The sequence below is a fragment of the Aquimarina mycalae genome, assembly GCF_029906345.1.
Taxonomy (GTDB): domain Bacteria; phylum Bacteroidota; class Bacteroidia; order Flavobacteriales; family Flavobacteriaceae; genus Aquimarina.
Map to the genome: position 1 here is coordinate 1 of NZ_JARYGY010000008.1, position 16,514 is coordinate 16,514.

The 16,514-nt window shown below is 29.7% G+C and carries 21 protein-coding genes; 13 read left to right on the forward strand and 8 right to left on the reverse strand.

Annotated elements, in window-relative coordinates:
• Positions 1 to 82 precede the first annotated feature (82 nt).
• Genes QBK95_RS18075 through QBK95_RS18105 form a run of 7 tightly spaced genes read right to left on the reverse strand, consistent with a single transcriptional unit; the run spans position 83 to position 3,783 of the window.
• Positions 83 to 271, reverse strand: coding sequence for a ferredoxin reductase domain-containing protein (locus QBK95_RS18075; protein ID WP_280935967.1), 189 nt, complete (start codon positions 269 to 271; stop codon positions 83 to 85).
• Complete coding sequence (locus QBK95_RS18080) at positions 264 to 1,466, reverse strand: aromatic ring-hydroxylating oxygenase subunit alpha (protein WP_280935968.1); 1,203 nt, start codon at positions 1,464 to 1,466, stop codon at positions 264 to 266. Before QBK95_RS18080 ends, QBK95_RS18075 begins: the two co-directional genes overlap by 8 nt.
• Positions 1,463 to 2,359, reverse strand: coding sequence for a sterol desaturase family protein (locus tag QBK95_RS18085; RefSeq protein ID WP_280935969.1), 897 nt, complete (start codon positions 2,357 to 2,359; stop codon positions 1,463 to 1,465). Before QBK95_RS18085 ends, QBK95_RS18080 begins: the two co-directional genes overlap by 4 nt.
• Positions 2,360 to 2,362: 3 nt before the next feature.
• Positions 2,363 to 2,920 carry a hypothetical protein gene (locus QBK95_RS18090; protein ID WP_280935970.1) on the reverse strand — a complete coding sequence of 186 codons (558 nt, stop codon included), beginning with the start codon at positions 2,918 to 2,920 and terminating at the stop codon, positions 2,363 to 2,365.
• A gap of 40 nt (positions 2,921 to 2,960) precedes the next feature.
• Positions 2,961 to 3,215: a hypothetical protein gene (locus QBK95_RS18095; RefSeq protein ID WP_280935971.1), complete on the reverse strand. Its 255-nt coding sequence runs from the start codon at positions 3,213 to 3,215 to the stop codon at positions 2,961 to 2,963.
• 1 nt (position 3,216) lies between these two features.
• A complete protein-coding gene (locus QBK95_RS18100) occupies positions 3,217 to 3,471 on the reverse strand; it encodes a hypothetical protein (protein ID WP_280935972.1) in 255 nt (84 codons plus the stop codon).
• 18 nt (positions 3,472 to 3,489) lie between these two features.
• Positions 3,490 to 3,783, reverse strand: coding sequence for a DUF6787 family protein (locus tag QBK95_RS18105; RefSeq protein WP_280935973.1), 294 nt, complete (start codon positions 3,781 to 3,783; stop codon positions 3,490 to 3,492).
• Between the two features lie 159 nt (positions 3,784 to 3,942).
• On the opposite strand from QBK95_RS18105, the gene QBK95_RS18110 reads away from it, so the two are divergent.
• From QBK95_RS18110 to QBK95_RS18125, 4 genes are read left to right on the forward strand one after another with little or no spacing between them, the layout of a single operon-like run.
• Entirely contained in the window at positions 3,943 to 4,329 is a 387-nt protein-coding gene (locus tag QBK95_RS18110) for a hypothetical protein (protein ID WP_280935974.1), read from the forward strand.
• Between the two features lie 15 nt (positions 4,330 to 4,344).
• Positions 4,345 to 5,511, forward strand: a complete 1,167-nt coding sequence (locus QBK95_RS18115) for a hypothetical protein (protein WP_280935975.1) — start codon at positions 4,345 to 4,347, stop codon at positions 5,509 to 5,511.
• A gap of 5 nt (positions 5,512 to 5,516) precedes the next feature.
• Positions 5,517 to 5,876, forward strand: coding sequence for a hypothetical protein (locus tag QBK95_RS18120; protein WP_280935976.1), 360 nt, complete (start codon positions 5,517 to 5,519; stop codon positions 5,874 to 5,876).
• Between the two features lie 6 nt (positions 5,877 to 5,882).
• On the forward strand, positions 5,883 to 6,734 hold the full coding sequence (locus tag QBK95_RS18125) for a DUF5777 family beta-barrel protein (RefSeq protein ID WP_280935977.1): 852 nt from the start codon (positions 5,883 to 5,885) through the stop codon (positions 6,732 to 6,734).
• Between the two features lie 57 nt (positions 6,735 to 6,791).
• On the opposite strand, the gene QBK95_RS18130 is transcribed toward QBK95_RS18125, so the two are convergent.
• Positions 6,792 to 7,352: a Crp/Fnr family transcriptional regulator gene (locus tag QBK95_RS18130; protein WP_280935978.1), complete on the reverse strand. Its 561-nt coding sequence runs from the start codon at positions 7,350 to 7,352 to the stop codon at positions 6,792 to 6,794.
• Between the two features lie 180 nt (positions 7,353 to 7,532).
• Between QBK95_RS18130 and QBK95_RS18135 the strand changes: the two genes are divergently transcribed.
• The 9 genes from QBK95_RS18135 (at position 7,533) to QBK95_RS18175 (ending at position 16,507) form a co-directional block, all read left to right on the forward strand.
• Complete coding sequence (locus QBK95_RS18135) at positions 7,533 to 9,725, forward strand: tetratricopeptide repeat protein (protein WP_280935979.1); 2,193 nt, start codon at positions 7,533 to 7,535, stop codon at positions 9,723 to 9,725.
• A gap of 96 nt (positions 9,726 to 9,821) precedes the next feature.
• The gene (locus QBK95_RS18140) at positions 9,822 to 12,014 is read left to right on the forward strand and encodes a tetratricopeptide repeat-containing sensor histidine kinase (protein ID WP_280935980.1); all 2,193 of its coding nucleotides are present in this window, start codon (positions 9,822 to 9,824) and stop codon (positions 12,012 to 12,014) included.
• Complete coding sequence (locus tag QBK95_RS18145; protein WP_280935981.1) at positions 12,014 to 12,751, forward strand: LytR/AlgR family response regulator transcription factor; 738 nt, start codon at positions 12,014 to 12,016, stop codon at positions 12,749 to 12,751. Before QBK95_RS18140 ends, QBK95_RS18145 begins: the two co-directional genes overlap by 1 nt.
• 135 nt (positions 12,752 to 12,886) lie before the next feature.
• A complete protein-coding gene (locus QBK95_RS18150; RefSeq protein WP_280935982.1) occupies positions 12,887 to 13,453 on the forward strand; it encodes a hypothetical protein in 567 nt (188 codons plus the stop codon).
• Positions 13,454 to 13,490: 37 nt separating this feature from the next.
• Positions 13,491 to 13,877 (forward strand): hypothetical protein, encoded by a 387-nt coding sequence (locus QBK95_RS18155; protein WP_280935983.1) that lies wholly within the window; start codon positions 13,491 to 13,493, stop codon positions 13,875 to 13,877.
• Positions 13,877 to 14,254 (forward strand): DUF3592 domain-containing protein, encoded by a 378-nt coding sequence (locus QBK95_RS18160; RefSeq protein ID WP_280935984.1) that lies wholly within the window; start codon positions 13,877 to 13,879, stop codon positions 14,252 to 14,254. The genes QBK95_RS18155 and QBK95_RS18160 overlap by 1 nt, the downstream gene beginning before the upstream one ends.
• Positions 14,255 to 14,409: 155 nt before the next feature.
• Positions 14,410 to 15,744, forward strand: coding sequence for an SH3 domain-containing protein (locus QBK95_RS18165; RefSeq protein ID WP_280935985.1), 1,335 nt, complete (start codon positions 14,410 to 14,412; stop codon positions 15,742 to 15,744).
• A gap of 16 nt (positions 15,745 to 15,760) precedes the next feature.
• Entirely contained in the window at positions 15,761 to 16,102 is a 342-nt protein-coding gene (locus tag QBK95_RS18170; RefSeq protein WP_280935986.1) for a hypothetical protein, read from the forward strand.
• A 51-nt stretch (positions 16,103 to 16,153) separates the two neighbouring features.
• Positions 16,154 to 16,507, forward strand: coding sequence for a hypothetical protein (locus QBK95_RS18175; RefSeq protein WP_280935987.1), 354 nt, complete (start codon positions 16,154 to 16,156; stop codon positions 16,505 to 16,507).
• Positions 16,508 to 16,514 lie beyond the last annotated feature (7 nt).

Genomic DNA, 16,514 nt, shown 5'->3' on the forward strand with positions numbered 1-16,514 from the left:
AAAAAGAAAAAAACAATAATATTTTTTATACTTTTATAATCACAAAACCGCTCTTTTTAGAACCTGTTTTACTATGCGCAATTTAAACAGGAATGGATGGGTCAAATTCATAGGAATCTCCACCATGTAAGCTAAACTTTAATGTTAGATATTGACCAGGCTTATAACTGAACATTTCATGAAATTCATATGGGACATCAAAAGATACAGAAACCGAATCTTCAGTTTCTTTTTTAACAGCTGATACTTTTAATTGATAGAATTTACTCATTGTCTATATGTTTTTCTATCCATTCTTTTACGATACTTTGAAATTTACTTACTGCATACTCGCCTCTTTTGGCTTGTGCACCTATACTAAACATTGGAGAGCTTAATGATTTTTGTTGCTGCTCGCAAGCATATACATCCTCAGCCATAAAATCTCCAGAAGCCATTGGATCGTTTTTATCGCCTTCATATTTTCCTTTGTTACCATATTTTTTCCAGATCTTACTTTTTGCAGATTTTGAATATTGTTTGTTGAACTCCCAATCGCTTACATTCATCAATTTTGTTCTTACAACAATTAAAGTCTTGTTTGGAGCTATAGGAATTAGATGAAATGTATTCCAACTACTTTCTCCCTCAGTAATACCGATATTGGGAAACAACCAAGGTACGTAGGCTCCAATTTTATCCTCTGGAACTGAACTTATTAAAGGATATGGTGAAGCATTCTTTAGATCAGCCATGTAATCTGCAACCAAAGGCTCATAAAACCAATAATGTGGACCTGCCCAACCAAAATCTGCCTTGGAATGATCGTACATATTTAAAGTACCTTCATGTAGATGTGCTAAATGATAATGGTCAATATAGTTCTCTACAATAATTTTCCAGTTTGCTTTTACTTCTTTGATATAGGCTGGTTCTCCTTTGACTTCTGAGTATTCTACTAATTCTTCTACAATATGAGGGCCAAGATAAGGTTCAACTTCTCCAAAAAAGTTCATGATACTGGGAGCATCTTTTTCGGGATGAACAAACAACATTCCCTTAAAAATATCCACGGATGCTTCGTGTAGATTTAATCCACAATCGTGTAATTCTTTATTGCATAAATCAGGAAATTCCTCTTCTTTCTTTGGGATGCTTATTAATTTTCCTTCCAAATCATAAGTCCAATCGTGATATGGACAAGTAATCGCTTTTTTACCTTTCCCAACAGCCCGCAATAATTGTGTGCCACGATGGCGACACATATTATGAAATGCTCGCAAACGATTATCGCGACCTTTAACAATAAAAATGTTATTGAGACCAGCCTGAACAGAGATAAAATCGCCTGGATTTACAATGTCTTCAATCAAACCTGCAAATTGCCAGGTTTTACTAAAAATGTGCTCCATTTCTAAGTCAAACCAATCCGTAGAAGTATATGCAGATACAGGGAGTTCGTGCATCATGGATGTATCTTTTTTCATAAGTCATTTTTTGAAGTGGTTGGCATCCAATCGGGAGGTTTAACAAATACCAGTAATTTGTTTTTAAATCCATTCACGCTATTAATTTTCTTTATCAATCTGTTAATTCCGTGAAAGAATACCTTTAAAGGATTGTTTGAGTTTATAGGTTCTGAAATACCATATCTAACAGTTTCAACTTCTGGCTCGAATGTACCGAGCATTCTATCCCAAATTATAAAGATCCCAGCATAATTCTTATCCCAATACTGTTTATTAGAACCGTGATGGACTCTATGATGTGAAGGTGTATTAAAAATGAATTCTAATGGTTTAATTAGCTTACCAATTATCTCAGTATGTAGTATGGTTTGAAAAACTTGTACAAATACCTCTGCTAATAATACAAGAATAGGGTCAAAACCTAACATAACAATAGGTAATGAGAAGATGATAGGCATAATAGCATCTAATGGGCCAAACCTATAGGCAACAGACATATTGAAATGTTCGGAACTATGATGTACTGTATGCGTAGCCCAACCTATACCAATACGATGCATCATACGATGCTCCCAATAATAAGCAAAATCAGCAAGAAATATACAGGAGATGATAGTAATCCAGTTCAACTCTAGATGAGGTAAACTAACGTTATAATAAATCCAAAAATATACTTTAGTAATAGCTAGAAGACCAAGTATAATTTCGATAACAAAAAAAGCACCAAACGTAATGATGTTAGCAATAGAATCAAAAATCAAATCCTTTGTTAATCTTTTATTGAAAGCATATCGTATAAGTTCCAGTATAAAAAAAGGAACAATAATATATATCAAGCTCAAATCATTTAACACGTAGAACCAATATTGAACATCAAGCCATTCTAATTTTTTAGATAAAATTTCTATCATAATTTATTGTCTTTTCCAGGTTTCTATATCACCGTAGCCATAATACTCATAACTTAATTTAAAAATATTTTCATCTACCATATCGATACTACAGTCTACTTTATATTCTTCACCTTCGTATTCAATTTTATATATTCCACTTCCTTTATAACCGTCAAACTTTTTTATAGTGAGTACTTTATTACCATCTGCTTTTTGGGAATTACCTTGTATATCTTGGTATTCTAGGGTATATGCATTAAAAACTTGATTTTCTTTTCGAAGATCATAAACGATGGCTCCATTAAATTCTTCTGATCTATAGTTCACGATCCATTTTCCGATTATGTAATCAATGTTTTCATCATAATTATTTGTCTTTTTTGTGTTTGTTTCTTTTTTATCAAAATCTTCAGCAATACTTTCATCCGCAGTTGAGTTTTTAATTTTATTATCATTGTTAGCTCCATTATAATTAGGTTGATCTTCAGTATAGCTGTACCCTAATCTAATTAAGTGTGCACTTCCTGCCAAGAAAATAATTATAGCAAGGCTTCTGAATAGTAAAGTTGAATTTTTCATTATAAATTGTTTAACACAAAAGTATCAATTGATGATGTTACTAATTTTGATCTAAGTCAAAAACATTCAAGTAATTAAGAATAGAATATAGTGCCAGTAATGACCAAATAATAATCATAATCCAGTATAAGTGAGGAGTTTCCTTTTTGGCAACAACTTCCACAAAATGAATTTCCTCACTCCTAATAACGTGTAGTAATCCTAGAAGAATAAATACTGCCCAAAACCAGTTCCAATTAAAATAAATGGCAAAAACCATTAGTATTAGTGCTAAAATTGTTTTCCACTTTTTCATACTAATAACCGTATTGATTATAATTTATAAATAGTGCTGATAAAAAATAAATACCAATTAAAACCCAACTTAATATAACTACCCAGAAGAGCCCTGTACTTTCTTTTTTGTCAATAGGTTCGATAAGATATGTTGTTCCAGATGTAATGCCATGAATAGCCCAGTAAATAAATAAAAGCCCCCATATCCAATACCAATTAAAAACGACAGCTGCATATATTATTAATAGCGCTAAAACTGTTTTCCATTTTTTCATTCTTAAAGATAAGAAATGTTAAAATGTAACTCCAAACCTACGAAGCATCTTCTTTTCCATATTCCAGAAAAACTGAAACTGTCCAAACAACCAACCAAAGAGAACTAAAAACACTTGATAAAAGATAAAACTTAACACTATAAAAAGTGGATAGTAAATAAATGGATTTAAATTCTCTAATGTAATTCCAATCATTTTTAAGAGGGGTCTTCCTATAGCTACAGATGAGGAACCTGTAATAGAAAACACTAAAAATATGATTATTAGTTGTGATGGTTTTTCAATATTCCATCGTGTCATTAACTTCTTCATGAGTATCGATTTTGATCCGCTACAAACATATAATCAGTCTGTTATTTATCATTTGATCTATGTCAAAAACGAAAAAAAATGCTGTTGTTTATGATTTTGACATAGGTCAAAAAAAGTGTTTTGCATTGCCTATAGATTTGCAGACATAGAATTATTTACATGAGAAAAGCATTTTTTATAGTCATTGCAATTATTTCTTTTTCCTGTATGGAAAAGGAAAAATCAATGCTAGGGTTATGGAAAGTAGATAGTAAGTTTTATAAAGCAACTTGTGAAATTGTAGAAGAAGCAAATACCTTAAAAGGATTGGTAATCTACTATAATGACGATACAACTGTCTATAAATACAAAGAAGGAAAGCCTAAAAATTATTTTTTTAACAATCTAAAAGAAAAAAATGGTGTCTATATAGATGCAATGGCTGGAGCAACAAAAACAGAGAACTTACATGAAACTGTAACGCTAAACTTGCTAAGCAAAGATACTTTGGAGGTAACTACTCATATGATGCATAAACCCATAAAAGAAATCTGGGTAAGACATTAGAATTTAATATTTATTATGAAAAAAACGATTCAATTTTTAAGCTTTTGCATCCTATTATATGCATTAATAATAGGATGCTCAACGGATAGTATTAGAAATATTGCAGGCCCTATCGAAGTTGTAGATCCAGAACCAACAGGTCCTACAGAAGTTAATCCCGTTGATATTAATCAAAATGCTAATGGGTTTAACCTGTTAGAAAGAATGCAAGGGCAATGGATTGGAAGCAATCGTGTAATTGCGGATGACTACGATTTTTTTGCCTGGGATTATAGGGCAAATTCACCGTCACAAGTACATGGCATTTTTGAAGGAGGTTCATTAGGAAACCTGTTGACTTCATTTTTTGTAACGGACTTTAAAAATAAACGAACCATAATGGCTCGTAATGGGGGTTTATTAAATGGTATATATCGTTCGAGTTATTTTGTTTTGGATAGTGTACGTACTGATACAAATGGAGATTACTATAGATTAGTTGATGCCGTTGGTGGTTCTGGAACAATGTATATGGAACTACGTTTTAAACAAGATAGTTTATACTGGAATGCATATACAAGTAGATTAGGCACTGTTATTCCACCAACACGCCATATGACATTTAAAGGAAGGTTAAATGATATTGAATTAGCACAAACAGCAGCTAATACAGTTGGATTTCCTCAAAATACACCAGCTTGGGATTTTTCTGAAGGATTTATGGAGGAATATTTATATATAAATCCAGGAGATACAGCACCAGTTTCTGCTACTTTTTTAGCGCAAGGACAAGATAATAGCGATGTCATAGGGTTAGCTCAAGAATCTGGAGATCCCTATACTATTGAGCAACACCCGTATCTGGCAACTTTGCAATTAGATGTTACAAGAAACCCTGCTATTGAAAATAAAACATTGTTTATAAACCTTTCAAAAGAATCTTATACCGACGAGTTAGGTTACTTCGTTTCAGATTTAGAAGTCTATGACACAACCTTGTTGTTTTCTGAATTGTCACAGAATGAAAATAGTCTTTTTCTTACCTACTTGCATCCTGGAACATATTATATAAATGTTACAGCAGATGCTAATGAAGATGGAATTATTTCAGAAGGAGATATCACCCATTCTCAACAAATAATAACTATTACTACAGAAGGGCAACAACAAATAACAATTGATAATATTAACGTTCAAAATTAAGATTAATGAACAAGAAACTCTGCATAATAGGAATCATTATTATTAGTGTATTCCAAAGCTGTACTACGGCAATTATTGATGAAGGTCCTGTTGATGCATTACCTCCAATTACTCGAATTATTACTTATGAATCCGATGTGCAAACGATTATGTTTGATAGATGTGTAACGTGTCACGGAGGCTCGGCTCCTCAAAATGGATTAGATTTAAGTACCTATCAAAATGTTCGGTTTTCTGCTGAAAATGGAAATTTAATTCAACGAATAAATGATGGCGTAAACCCAATGCCTCAAAATGGTTTACTATCTCCCGAATTAAGACAAATTATGGATAAATGGGTAAGTGATGGCTTTCCTGAAAATTAATATTAAATGAAGAATTATTTATTAGCAATTTCAATTATATGTTTAGGAATTAATTCCTTGTTTGCCCAAGACGATTTATTAAATGAATTAGAACAAGAAGTAACAGAAGAGCCTTATGAACAGCCTGCATTCAAAGCAATGAAAATTGGAAATTTACAATCTACTAAAGTTGCTTCAAAAGGAGATTTATATATGTATGTATCACATCGTTTTGGGTCGTTAAAGGATGGACTAACCACTTTTTTTGGTTTTGATAATGCTAATACCAAAATACAATTAGTCTATGGTATTTATAATGGTGTTCAGCTAGGTGTAGCAAGAGAATCTTTGCGAAAAACTTATTCTACACACGTAAAGGCAAAATTGAAAAGCCAATCAAAAAACTTCCCTGTAAATATTGCAGCTTATGGGATTGTAAATATTAGAACCGATTTGCGCAAAGAACAATTCCCATTATTAGAGTTTGGAGATAGAATAAGCTATGCGGCGCAATTATTGGTTTCAAGGCGTTTCACTAACAGATTTTCTTTTGAAATAGCTCCAACGTTTGTACGTCAAAATTTAGTCTTAGAACCTTTTCAAAAACATAACCAAATTGCATTAGGTGCTGGAGGTCGAATGAAAATTAGTAAACGGATGAGTGTTAATGTTGATTATGTCTATAATTTTAGTAGAAATGAAAATTCTATTTATAACGACCCTCTTACTCTTGGCTTAGATATAGAAACTGGTGGACACGTATTTCAACTGTTATTTTCTAATGCACAATCTACAAATGAACCTGGATTTGTTAGTAATGCAGAAGGAAAGTGGTTTGAAGATGTTTTTTTTGGATTTAATATCGTGAGAGTATTTTAAATAAAACGTTTAACCCAATTTTATAGAGAAGGCATACATTGGTGAATGTATGTCTTCTTATTTTCCTCTAATTCTACTTAAGGTTTCTTGAGAGATTCCTAACATAGAAGCAATGTGTCCGAGATTTGCTCGCTGTGTTATTGATGGGAAAACACTAACTAATAACTCATATTTTTCTTTGGCAGTTAAAAAATAATAACCTTTAAAGAAATCATCAAGTAAAGCCATTTGCTCCTCCAAAATCAACCTGCCAAAACGTTCTAATTTTGGGTATTTTAAGTATATTTCTTGCCACTGATTATAAGTTAAAGATATTAATATAGAATCCTCAGTGGTTTCAATATATTCGGATGCAGGTTTTCTTAACATATAACTATGCCAAGAAGTAATCATTGTATTTTCTGGATAAATCCAATAGGTAATGTCTTTTCCATTTTGGTAATGATACGTTCTGACTGTACCTTTTGCTATAAAATATAAACGTTCGCAAGTTTTACCTTCTTTGGATAATAAATGCCCTTTCGGAGTTTCTTCAACCAAAGCCAATAAAGAAATCTCGCTCTCTGCCTCTGGAGAAAGATTGATATAGCTTTTTATGTAACTTATAAACTCGTTCATTAAACGAAAATATGAATTAAAATTTCATAAATAATATACAGAAGTAAAAACATCCAATCAAATTGAAGCAACATTTAATTGATGGTTAATTACTTTTTATTTAAATGTAATGATGCTAATAAATTAGTATAATAACTTCTACTTTTTTGATTTAAAGTTTTAATAACCGTTCTTTATTTTATGAAAGTAAAACATAACGTTATTATATATTTATTATGTTTCTTGTGTTTTTCGACAACTATTTTAGCTCAGAACAAAAAAATAGATAGCTTAAAACGTGAATTAAAAAACCATCCTAAAAAAGATACGGTTCGGGTAAGAATTCTCAATAACTTGGCCTATTATAACTACAGAAATAATCCATCTCAGTCATTACAATATGCTGAGCAAGCAGGAAAACTTGCAGACGAAATAAAATCCGTAAAAGGGAAAGCCCGCAGCTTTTATATGAAAGGGATTACGTATATGGAACAAGCTAATTTTGAAATTTCTATCAGTAATTTTGAAAAAGCAATAAAATTATACAATTCTATAGAGGATGTAGCAGGAATAGCAGGTTGTTATAATGCTATGGGAGTTCTACATAAATATAGAGGTAATCAAAAACTTGCGCTGGAGTATTATAAAAAAGCTTTAGAAATAGATCAGAATCTTGGCGTTAAAAAGAACATCCCTAATTATCTATATAATATTGGTAGTATTTACTCGGATACAGGGAAATACCAAGAAGCTCTTACAAATTTAAAAAAAGCATTAAAATCATACACAAATAACAACAATGAACATGGCATTCTTAGTTGTTGGAATGCAATGGGAATAATATATACAGATCAAGGTAATTACCCTTTAGCTCTAGAATACAATAATAAATCATTAGAAGTTGCCAAGAAATCTAAAGATGCTATAGGTGTTTTTCAATCACTAAATAATATTGGGAATATTTATAGGCAACAAGAATTTTACGATAAAGCATTGAATTTTTATAATCAAGCTTTAGATATCCAACAAGCTAATCGTACTACAAAAAGTACGAATGCTATAAAAAATAATATGGGTGGGATCTATATTGATAAAAAAGAATTTGCTAGCGCTATTCATTATTTTAAAGAAGTAATTAAACTTAGCAGAGAAATTAAAGATAATGAACAGTTAGCCGTTAGTCTTAATGGTTTAGGTCACGCATATTTGGGGATTAAAAAATATCCAGAAGCTTTGGATAATTTCAAAGAAGCAAATAAAATTACTTCTATTAATCAAAAACAATATGAATTAGTAGGATCTTATATTGGGATATCAACTGTATATTACTACATGAAAAAATACAAGTTGGCATTGATCAATGCAGAAAAAGGAGCCCAATTATCAAAAAAATATAAGCTTTTAATGCACCAACGAGATTCTTATGAGTTACTTTCTAAAATAAATAAAGAATTAGAAGAACATGAAAAAGCTTTAATAAGTCATCAACAATTAAAAATATTGAACGACAGTCTTTTTAATAGAGAAAACATTCAGAAAATTGCGGAGTTAGAATATGAATATAAGTACAAAAATGAATTAGAATCGGCAGAAAAAAGGGAATTAAAGCTAACCAAAACTGTAAATACCACTTATCAGAATTTAGAAAAATCGCAACGCAATTTATTACTTGGTGTGATTGCCTTTTTAATAACTACGATAATCTTGGGAACAATAATTTTCTTTTTAAAATTAAGGAATGAAAAATCTAAAACTCAAAATATAGTTATAGAACAAAAACTATTGCGTTCGCAAATGACTCCTCATTTTATTTTTAATTCGCTTTCGGTATTACAAGGCATGATTTTAAATAAAGAAGAAAAAAACTCAGTTTCATATCTGTCAAAATTTTCAAAACTACTTCGTATTACGCTAGAAAATTCTAGAGATAAAACAGTGTCTCTAACTCAAGAATTAATTGCTGTACAGAATTATTTAGAACTCCAGAATATAGAAGCAGAACAGAGTTATACATATAGTATTTCTGTAGATGATGTTATAGACAGCTCTTTGTTCAAAATACCACCAATGCTAATTCAACCATTTATTGAAAATGCAATAGAGCATGGTTTTAAAAATCAAAAAGATAATAAAGAAATTGATGTCCTTCTTACCTACACTAATAAAGAATTAAGGTGTGTAATTAAGGATAATGGGATAGGTATTGCTGCTAATCAAGTTCAGGAAAATAAGCATAAAAAATCACTGGCAACAACGATCACTTCTGAACGATTACAAATGCTATCCAAAGATTTTAAGATGAAAGGCTCTGTTACTGTTGAAGACAGAAAGAAATATAATAAGGAAGGAACCATAGTTACTTTAATAATCCCTTATAAAATACAAAAAGGGTAAACCATGAAAGCATTACTAGTAGAAGATAAAATAGGTATTAGAAAAGGTATACTAACCGCTACAATTAATAGATATTGAAATTAGGAAAAATAATTTATGAGTGCTGTTAATAAATACATACTTTTCTTATTTAGCTTATGTTTTTTTGTAATACACATACAAGCACAAGACAAAAAAATAGATAGCCTTAAAGTAGCCTTAAAAAATCATATAGAAAAGGATACTGTACGAGTGAACCTTTTAAATGAATTGGCATTTAATTATTACACAAAAGATATTAATATATCTCAATTATATGTAGATGAAGCAGAAGTAATCATTAAAAATATAAACTACAAAAAAGGAAAGGCAAGAAATTTATACGTTAAAGGATCTTTACGATCAATGAAAGGTGATTTTAAATCTAGCATTCAATATTATGAAGAAGCACTTGAATTATATAAAACAATAAATTTTAAGAAAGGTATTTCTGATTGTTATGATGCATTAGGAGTAATTGCTCGTTTTCAAAACGACTATAAAAAATCCATTGAATTTATTGAGGAGGCATTACGTATAAAGAAAGAAATAGGGCATACTGAACATATTCCCGATAATTTGAATTTTCTTGGAGCTGTTAATTCAATAATGGGAAACTATACAGCATCCTTGCAATACTCCAAGGATGCTTTAAAATTATTCGAAAAAGAAGATGATAAGAAAGGAATGGCTAGATGCTTTGAAATAATAGGAGATACCTATCAAAAACAAGGAAATTATCCAGTAGCATTAGAATACCTTAATAAATCCATATATCTTAAAGAAAAAAACAATGATCTTTTTGGGCTGCATAATATTTTAAATAATATAGGCGCTATTTATGAAAAGCAAGAGTATCCTGATAAGGCTTTAGAATATTATAATCGTGCTCTGAAAATATGTAATGAAAACAATTTTAAGAGAGGTATTGTTAGAACAAGTATTTATATAGGAAACTTATTTAAGAATAAAAAAGAATATACAAAAGCATTTACATTTTTAAACCGTGCTCTGGAAATAAGTCAAGAAATTAATGATTCAGAGCATATTGGCTTTAGCCTTAATTATATTGGTTCTGTTTATAGATCTTTAAAGAAAATATCTTTAGCACGTGAATGCTATAAAAAAGCTGAACATATTAGTTTAGAAAGTGAAAATCTGCCCACCTTGTGTAACTCTTACAGGGGATTAGCCAATACGTTTTTAGATGAAAATAAAAACGAAAAAGCATTATTTTATGCATTAAAATCTAAAGAAATCGCAAATAAATTGAATTCACTTAGTCAAAAAAAAAGAACAAGTTATTTACTTTTCAAGATTTATGAAAACACCAAAGAATACAAAAAAGCTTTGGCTAGTCATGAAGAATACAAAAAGCTGAATGATAGTCTTTTTAATAGAGAAAACATTCAGAAAATTGCTGAGTTAGAATATGAATATAAATACAAAAGTGAGTTAGAATTGGCAGAAAAAAAGGAATTGAAGCTAACTAAAACTGTAAAAACTACCTCTCGGAATTTAGAAAAGTCACAACGTAATTTATTACTTGGTGTGATTGCCTTTTTAATAACTACGATAATCTTGGGAACAATAATTTTCTTTTTGAAATTTAGGAATGAAAAATCGAAAACTCAAAATATAATCATAGAACAAAAGCTTTTACGTTCGCAAATGACACCTCATTTTATTTTTAATTCTCTTTCGGTTTTACAAGGCATGATTTTAAATAAAGAAGAAAAAAACTCAGTTTCATATCTGTCAAAATTTTCAAAATTACTTCGTATTACGCTAGAAAATTCTAGAGATAAAACAGTGTCTCTAACTCAAGAATTAATTGCTGTACAGAATTATTTAGAACTCCAGAATATAGAAGCAGAAAAGAGTTATATATATAGTATTTCTGTAGATGATGTTATAGACAGCTCTTTGTTCAAAATACCACCAATGCTAATTCAACCATTTATTGAAAATGCAATAGAGCATGGTTTTAAAAATCAAAAAGATAATAAAGAAATTGATGTCCTTCTTACCTACACTAATAAAGAATTAAGGTGTGTAATTAAGGATAATGGGATAGGTATTGCTGCTAATCAAGTTCAGGAAAATAAGCATAAAAAATCACTGGCAACAACGATCACTTCTGAACGATTACAAATGCTATCCAAAGATTTTAAGATGAAAGGCTCTGTTACTGTTGAAGACAGAAAGAAATATAATAAACAAGGAACCATAGTTACCTTGGTAATTCCGCATAAACTAGAACAAGCATAATGAAAGCATTAATAGTTGAAGATAAGGCATATATAAGAAAAGGGTTACTGAACTTATTACAATTAATAGAGGCAGAAGTAGTAGTAGTAGGTGAATGTGAATCTGTAAAAGAAGCAGTGATCGTTGCTAATGCTTGCAAACCAGATTTAATTTTTTTAGATATTAATCTTACAGATGGTACTGGTTTTGATTTTTTAGAACAAACAGAGAACATATCTTTCAAAGTGATATTTATTACGGCTTATGAAGAATATGCGTTACAAGCTTTAAAAATTGGAGCAGTAGATTATCTATTAAAACCAGTAGATATTGAAGAGCTAGAAATGGCTTTAAAAAAAGTTGGAGAATTATCGATAACGAAACAAAAACAGCAGATAAAAACTGCAAAAGAAGTATGGAATAATGAAGATTCAAAGTTAATTTTATCACTTCATGATAGTTTTCAGGTTATAGATTTAAACGAACTACTATTTTGCGAGTCAGACAAAGGTTACACTACTTTTTATTGTAGCGATAATAAAAAATATATGGTTTCGAAAACCTTAAAGGAGTTTGAAGAACATCTTTCTAAAGCAGGTTTTACCAGACCACATCAATCTTTTATGGTCAACTTAAAATTTATCGACAAGTACGATAAATCGGGAGTTATTTATTTAAAAAATGGAAAAAAAATACCCGTATCTTCTAGGAAAAAAGAACATTTTTTAAACGAACTTTTTAATAAGAATAATAATTAAAGTTTCTTCTTTTGCGAATATTTTTTCAAGTATCGCATTTATGTATTCTTAAACCTCAGAAATAGATTCTCTATTTTCTGTCTTACATATGCTGTATACTTTTATGGTGCTCAAATAAACTAAAAGCACATTAAAATGAAAGTATTCAAATCTACAGTAATCATTGCTATAATGGTTTTTATAGTCTCTTGTGGGAAGTCAACCGATGAACAATCAGCCGACGCAAAAGGATTCTCAGCCATAGAAAATGAAATAAAAAGCAAATTTGGCAATGAGGCATATTTTACAGACATAACGATTACCTATAACAGTGCTATTGGAAACATTATAGGAGTAACAGTTACGGATGCGCCAGAATCTCTAAAAATGGGACAATGGAATCTAACACAAAACGCTTGGAGACAAAACACAGAGATATCCTTAGAAGTTCCACAAGGAAGTAAAGCAGCGGATTTTATGTTTCAATTAAACGAAAAAATGAACCTGTCAAAATTAGGAGAATTAGTGGAAATATCTGGCAAACAACTAAAAGACGAGAAAAATATAGAAAATCCCACTTTGAATATGGCATATATCAAATTTCCAAAAAACGGAAATATTGCTATAACCGAATATGTGGTAGCGTTAAAACCTGAAAGTGGAGGTGCTACTTATACTTTTCGATATAAATTAAATGGAGATTTTATTAAAATGGACTATTAATTTTTTTAGGAATACCTAAAATCAATTTTTGAAACAAATGGAAAAAATAATCAAAATTAAAAATGAATATAATTCATTAGACGCACTTCAGAATTTTTTAAAAACAGCATCTGATTTGGAGAGTAGTAAGGAATATGATACTTGGGAACATAGAACAGATGAAAATGGACAAATAGAACAATGTCTTATTCTAAAAAAAAGTTCAATGCATGGAATGAAGGTGTGTTTTCAAAATGAAAATACAATAAAGATGAATTACATTATTCCTAATAAAATGATGCATGCCTATTTTGGGAAAAGTCAGAAGAGATATCAAAATATATTAGAAATAGTTACTGGAAAAATCAAAGATGTAATACTCGCTCCTGCTCAAAATAAAGCTTTCAAAGAAATGGAAAATGTATTTAGTAAAATTACTACTTAATGAGATTTTTATTATTATTTGTTTTACTACTCTTAACTGTCAATTGTTTTTCGCAAGGAGAAACATGGGTTAAAACAGAAGGAGAGATTACAGAAATTAACAAGCACAGAGGTCGTTATATGAGAGAAACGGCTATTGTGAAATTTCATTTAGAGAATGGTACAGAACAATTGGGAAATGTGGAGCTTTCTATAATTCCGTATGTAGGAAGTACAAAATCGGTAGGAGATACTATTATAATTAATTATGACAGAAATAATCCTGTTATTTTGAAAACTACTTTAGGTAAATTGCTTTCTAGTTACGGAATGTATTGTTTAATTTTTTTAGGAATTATTTTTTCGATAAAACCTTTTTTAAAACAAAGAAAAAATTAAAATTTTAAAGTACCTTCATAAAGGTGTTGTCCAAATAAAATTACATATTCAGCTTATAATAAATAAAAAGTAGTAGAACTATAGTGTCAATACATTATTATAATGGAACTTATTATGATGTTAGCAGTAATTACCTAAATAAATATCATTTATTAATGAAAAAAGCAATTATACTACTATTGGTATTTCAATTCCAATCTGTTATTAGTCAAAAAACTTTTGAACAAATTATTGATGAAATACCTCTTTATGAAAACCATTATTCGCCTTTTAGCTATTCTGATGGGGCTGAAAAAAAACAAGGGTTTTCCATACAAAATGAGGCTCAAGTTTTAAAAAGATTAAAACTTACTCCTTTAAAGAATAGAGAATATTATATTACAGGTAAATATGAAATAAATAATTTAATTGTTCTTTTCTTTTCAGAATATTCGGTTTCAGAAAATATTCATTTTGCTATACTTTTTGATAAATCATTAAACATAATAGATAGGTTAAAGGAAACTGCTTATGATAACGAAGAAGGTTTTTATGGAGTAAACTCATGGATAGACTATAATATTTTAACTGTCAATATTCATAATATATATAACAATCCAGAATACATAAGAAAAAAATATTCGATTACAAATAGAGGTTTTATAGCTATAAATAATCAAGTTATTATAAAAACACCATCTGGAATTAGAATACGTAATAAACCAACTACAAATAGTGCTATTGTAGCTACTGCACCAAATCTAAAAGTTTTTGATTACTTATCCAGCAATTATGAAGTAGATTCAACATCAGTGTTTGATAACGGAAAATATTTAAAAAATCAGTGGTTAAAAGTTGCTACAAAAGATTCTATACAACAATTAGGATATGTTTTTGGTGCTTTTGCAAAAAGACATATTGAAGTGATGACTAATGATTATAAAGTGATTCTTGATGAAATATCGGAAGAAGAATTTTATCATCAAAAAGATAAAAACAAGAGTACTCCATCTGTCAAAAAAATTACAGATATTAAAAAAATAAAAAATATTTTAAAAAATCAATTAATCGGGGAGTATGATGAAGATAATAGTTTTACTATAGAAAAAATATTGACTGATAACGGCAAGGAATTCAGTGGCTTGTATGAAGAAGAATGTAATATTATTGCATACTATCCTCAATATCATTATTTGTTATTGGAATGTGGTCATTCTTCTGATTATTTAATAAACTTAAAAAATGGAGAAGATGATATTAATCGAATAGGAAATCCAGATTATTACTTCTCATCTCCACAAAACACTTTTCGTTTAAATGGATATTATAGTGGACAATCAAATGTTTATTTTTTAGAAAAAAATAATAAAAACGCTGCTCCAGAGTATATGTTCAGCATTTCAAGCCTTATTCAGTCAGATTACCTAGAAAAATATTTTTGGAAGAACAATAACACTATCCTAGTAAAAGTTGAAAAAATGTATTATAAAATACAATTACAAAAACTGTAAGCTATATATTAAATCTATGAAAGCCCTAAAACAAATTTTGGTTTACTTAATTTGGACAATAACAGCATTGTTGCTCGGCATTGGTTATATGAGAATTGTATTAGGTCCTAATAAAGCATCTACAGAGGGTTTATGGTACCTGCTCCATATTTTCTTTGATTTGGGACTATTTTATGTAGGCCTTGTAATTGGAGTTGTAATTGCATTTTTATTTATTTTATTAGATGTTTTTTATTTGAAAAAGAAGCTGAAAAACAGTATTAAATCCAATGTTATTCGATTTGGTTTTCTTCTTGTTATTACAGTGTTTGTTGCAGTAATACATTATGTGTTAGAGAAAGTTGTAGATATAATTTAGGAAACAAAAAAGCAAAAACAATATTGAAGAAATTTAAATACAAGAGCTAACATGAAATTACAAGCTCTAAGAATACCTTCAGGATGGAAAGTGAACTGGAATATGTTTTATGAACAAGACATAAATGAAGAAAACCGTTTGTACGAGTTTTCTAGTTCAACATTGCTTTCTATTACGAATACTCAAATTAATAGATGTATCGAATTAATTTGGTACCCTAAAGGAGATTTGAACGGAAAATACATTCTAGAAGTTTTTAACCTTGTAGGACGATATAATACAAAGAAAAAAACAGTAGAGAAAGTTCCAGAAACATTGGAGTCAGTACTTACTTTCGAAAGTAAAAACAGGCAAGAAATAGTTAACAAAATAGAAGCAATAACATTGAAACCACATAAACTATAATCTATAG

Excerpts from the sequence above, each read along its gene's own strand:
- QBK95_RS18075 (WP_280935967.1), bottom strand. The coding sequence starts at position 271 with ATGAGTAAATTCTATCAATTAAAAGTATCAGCTGTTAAAAAAGAAACT.
- QBK95_RS18080 (WP_280935968.1), bottom strand. The coding sequence starts at position 1,466 with ATGAAAAAAGATACATCCATGATGCACGAACTCCCTGTATCTGCATAT.
- QBK95_RS18085 (WP_280935969.1), bottom strand. The coding sequence starts at position 2,359 with ATGATAGAAATTTTATCTAAAAAATTAGAATGGCTTGATGTTCAATAT.
- QBK95_RS18090 (WP_280935970.1), bottom strand. The coding sequence starts at position 2,920 with ATGAAAAATTCAACTTTACTATTCAGAAGCCTTGCTATAATTATTTTC.
- QBK95_RS18095 (WP_280935971.1), bottom strand. The coding sequence starts at position 3,215 with ATGAAAAAGTGGAAAACAATTTTAGCACTAATACTAATGGTTTTTGCC.
- QBK95_RS18100 (WP_280935972.1), bottom strand. The coding sequence starts at position 3,471 with ATGAAAAAATGGAAAACAGTTTTAGCGCTATTAATAATATATGCAGCT.
- QBK95_RS18105 (WP_280935973.1), bottom strand. The coding sequence starts at position 3,783 with ATGAAGAAGTTAATGACACGATGGAATATTGAAAAACCATCACAACTA.
- QBK95_RS18110 (WP_280935974.1), top strand. The coding sequence starts at position 3,943 with ATGAGAAAAGCATTTTTTATAGTCATTGCAATTATTTCTTTTTCCTGT.
- QBK95_RS18115 (WP_280935975.1), top strand. The coding sequence starts at position 4,345 with ATGAAAAAAACGATTCAATTTTTAAGCTTTTGCATCCTATTATATGCA.
- QBK95_RS18120 (WP_280935976.1), top strand. The coding sequence starts at position 5,517 with ATGAACAAGAAACTCTGCATAATAGGAATCATTATTATTAGTGTATTC.
- QBK95_RS18125 (WP_280935977.1), top strand. The coding sequence starts at position 5,883 with ATGAAGAATTATTTATTAGCAATTTCAATTATATGTTTAGGAATTAAT.
- QBK95_RS18130 (WP_280935978.1), bottom strand. The coding sequence starts at position 7,352 with ATGAACGAGTTTATAAGTTACATAAAAAGCTATATCAATCTTTCTCCA.
- QBK95_RS18135 (WP_280935979.1), top strand. The coding sequence starts at position 7,533 with ATGAAAGTAAAACATAACGTTATTATATATTTATTATGTTTCTTGTGT.
- QBK95_RS18140 (WP_280935980.1), top strand. The coding sequence starts at position 9,822 with ATGAGTGCTGTTAATAAATACATACTTTTCTTATTTAGCTTATGTTTT.
- QBK95_RS18145 (WP_280935981.1), top strand. The coding sequence starts at position 12,014 with ATGAAAGCATTAATAGTTGAAGATAAGGCATATATAAGAAAAGGGTTA.
- QBK95_RS18150 (WP_280935982.1), top strand. The coding sequence starts at position 12,887 with ATGAAAGTATTCAAATCTACAGTAATCATTGCTATAATGGTTTTTATA.
- QBK95_RS18155 (WP_280935983.1), top strand. The coding sequence starts at position 13,491 with ATGGAAAAAATAATCAAAATTAAAAATGAATATAATTCATTAGACGCA.
- QBK95_RS18160 (WP_280935984.1), top strand. The coding sequence starts at position 13,877 with ATGAGATTTTTATTATTATTTGTTTTACTACTCTTAACTGTCAATTGT.
- QBK95_RS18165 (WP_280935985.1), top strand. The coding sequence starts at position 14,410 with ATGAAAAAAGCAATTATACTACTATTGGTATTTCAATTCCAATCTGTT.
- QBK95_RS18170 (WP_280935986.1), top strand. The coding sequence starts at position 15,761 with ATGAAAGCCCTAAAACAAATTTTGGTTTACTTAATTTGGACAATAACA.
- QBK95_RS18175 (WP_280935987.1), top strand. The coding sequence starts at position 16,154 with ATGAAATTACAAGCTCTAAGAATACCTTCAGGATGGAAAGTGAACTGG.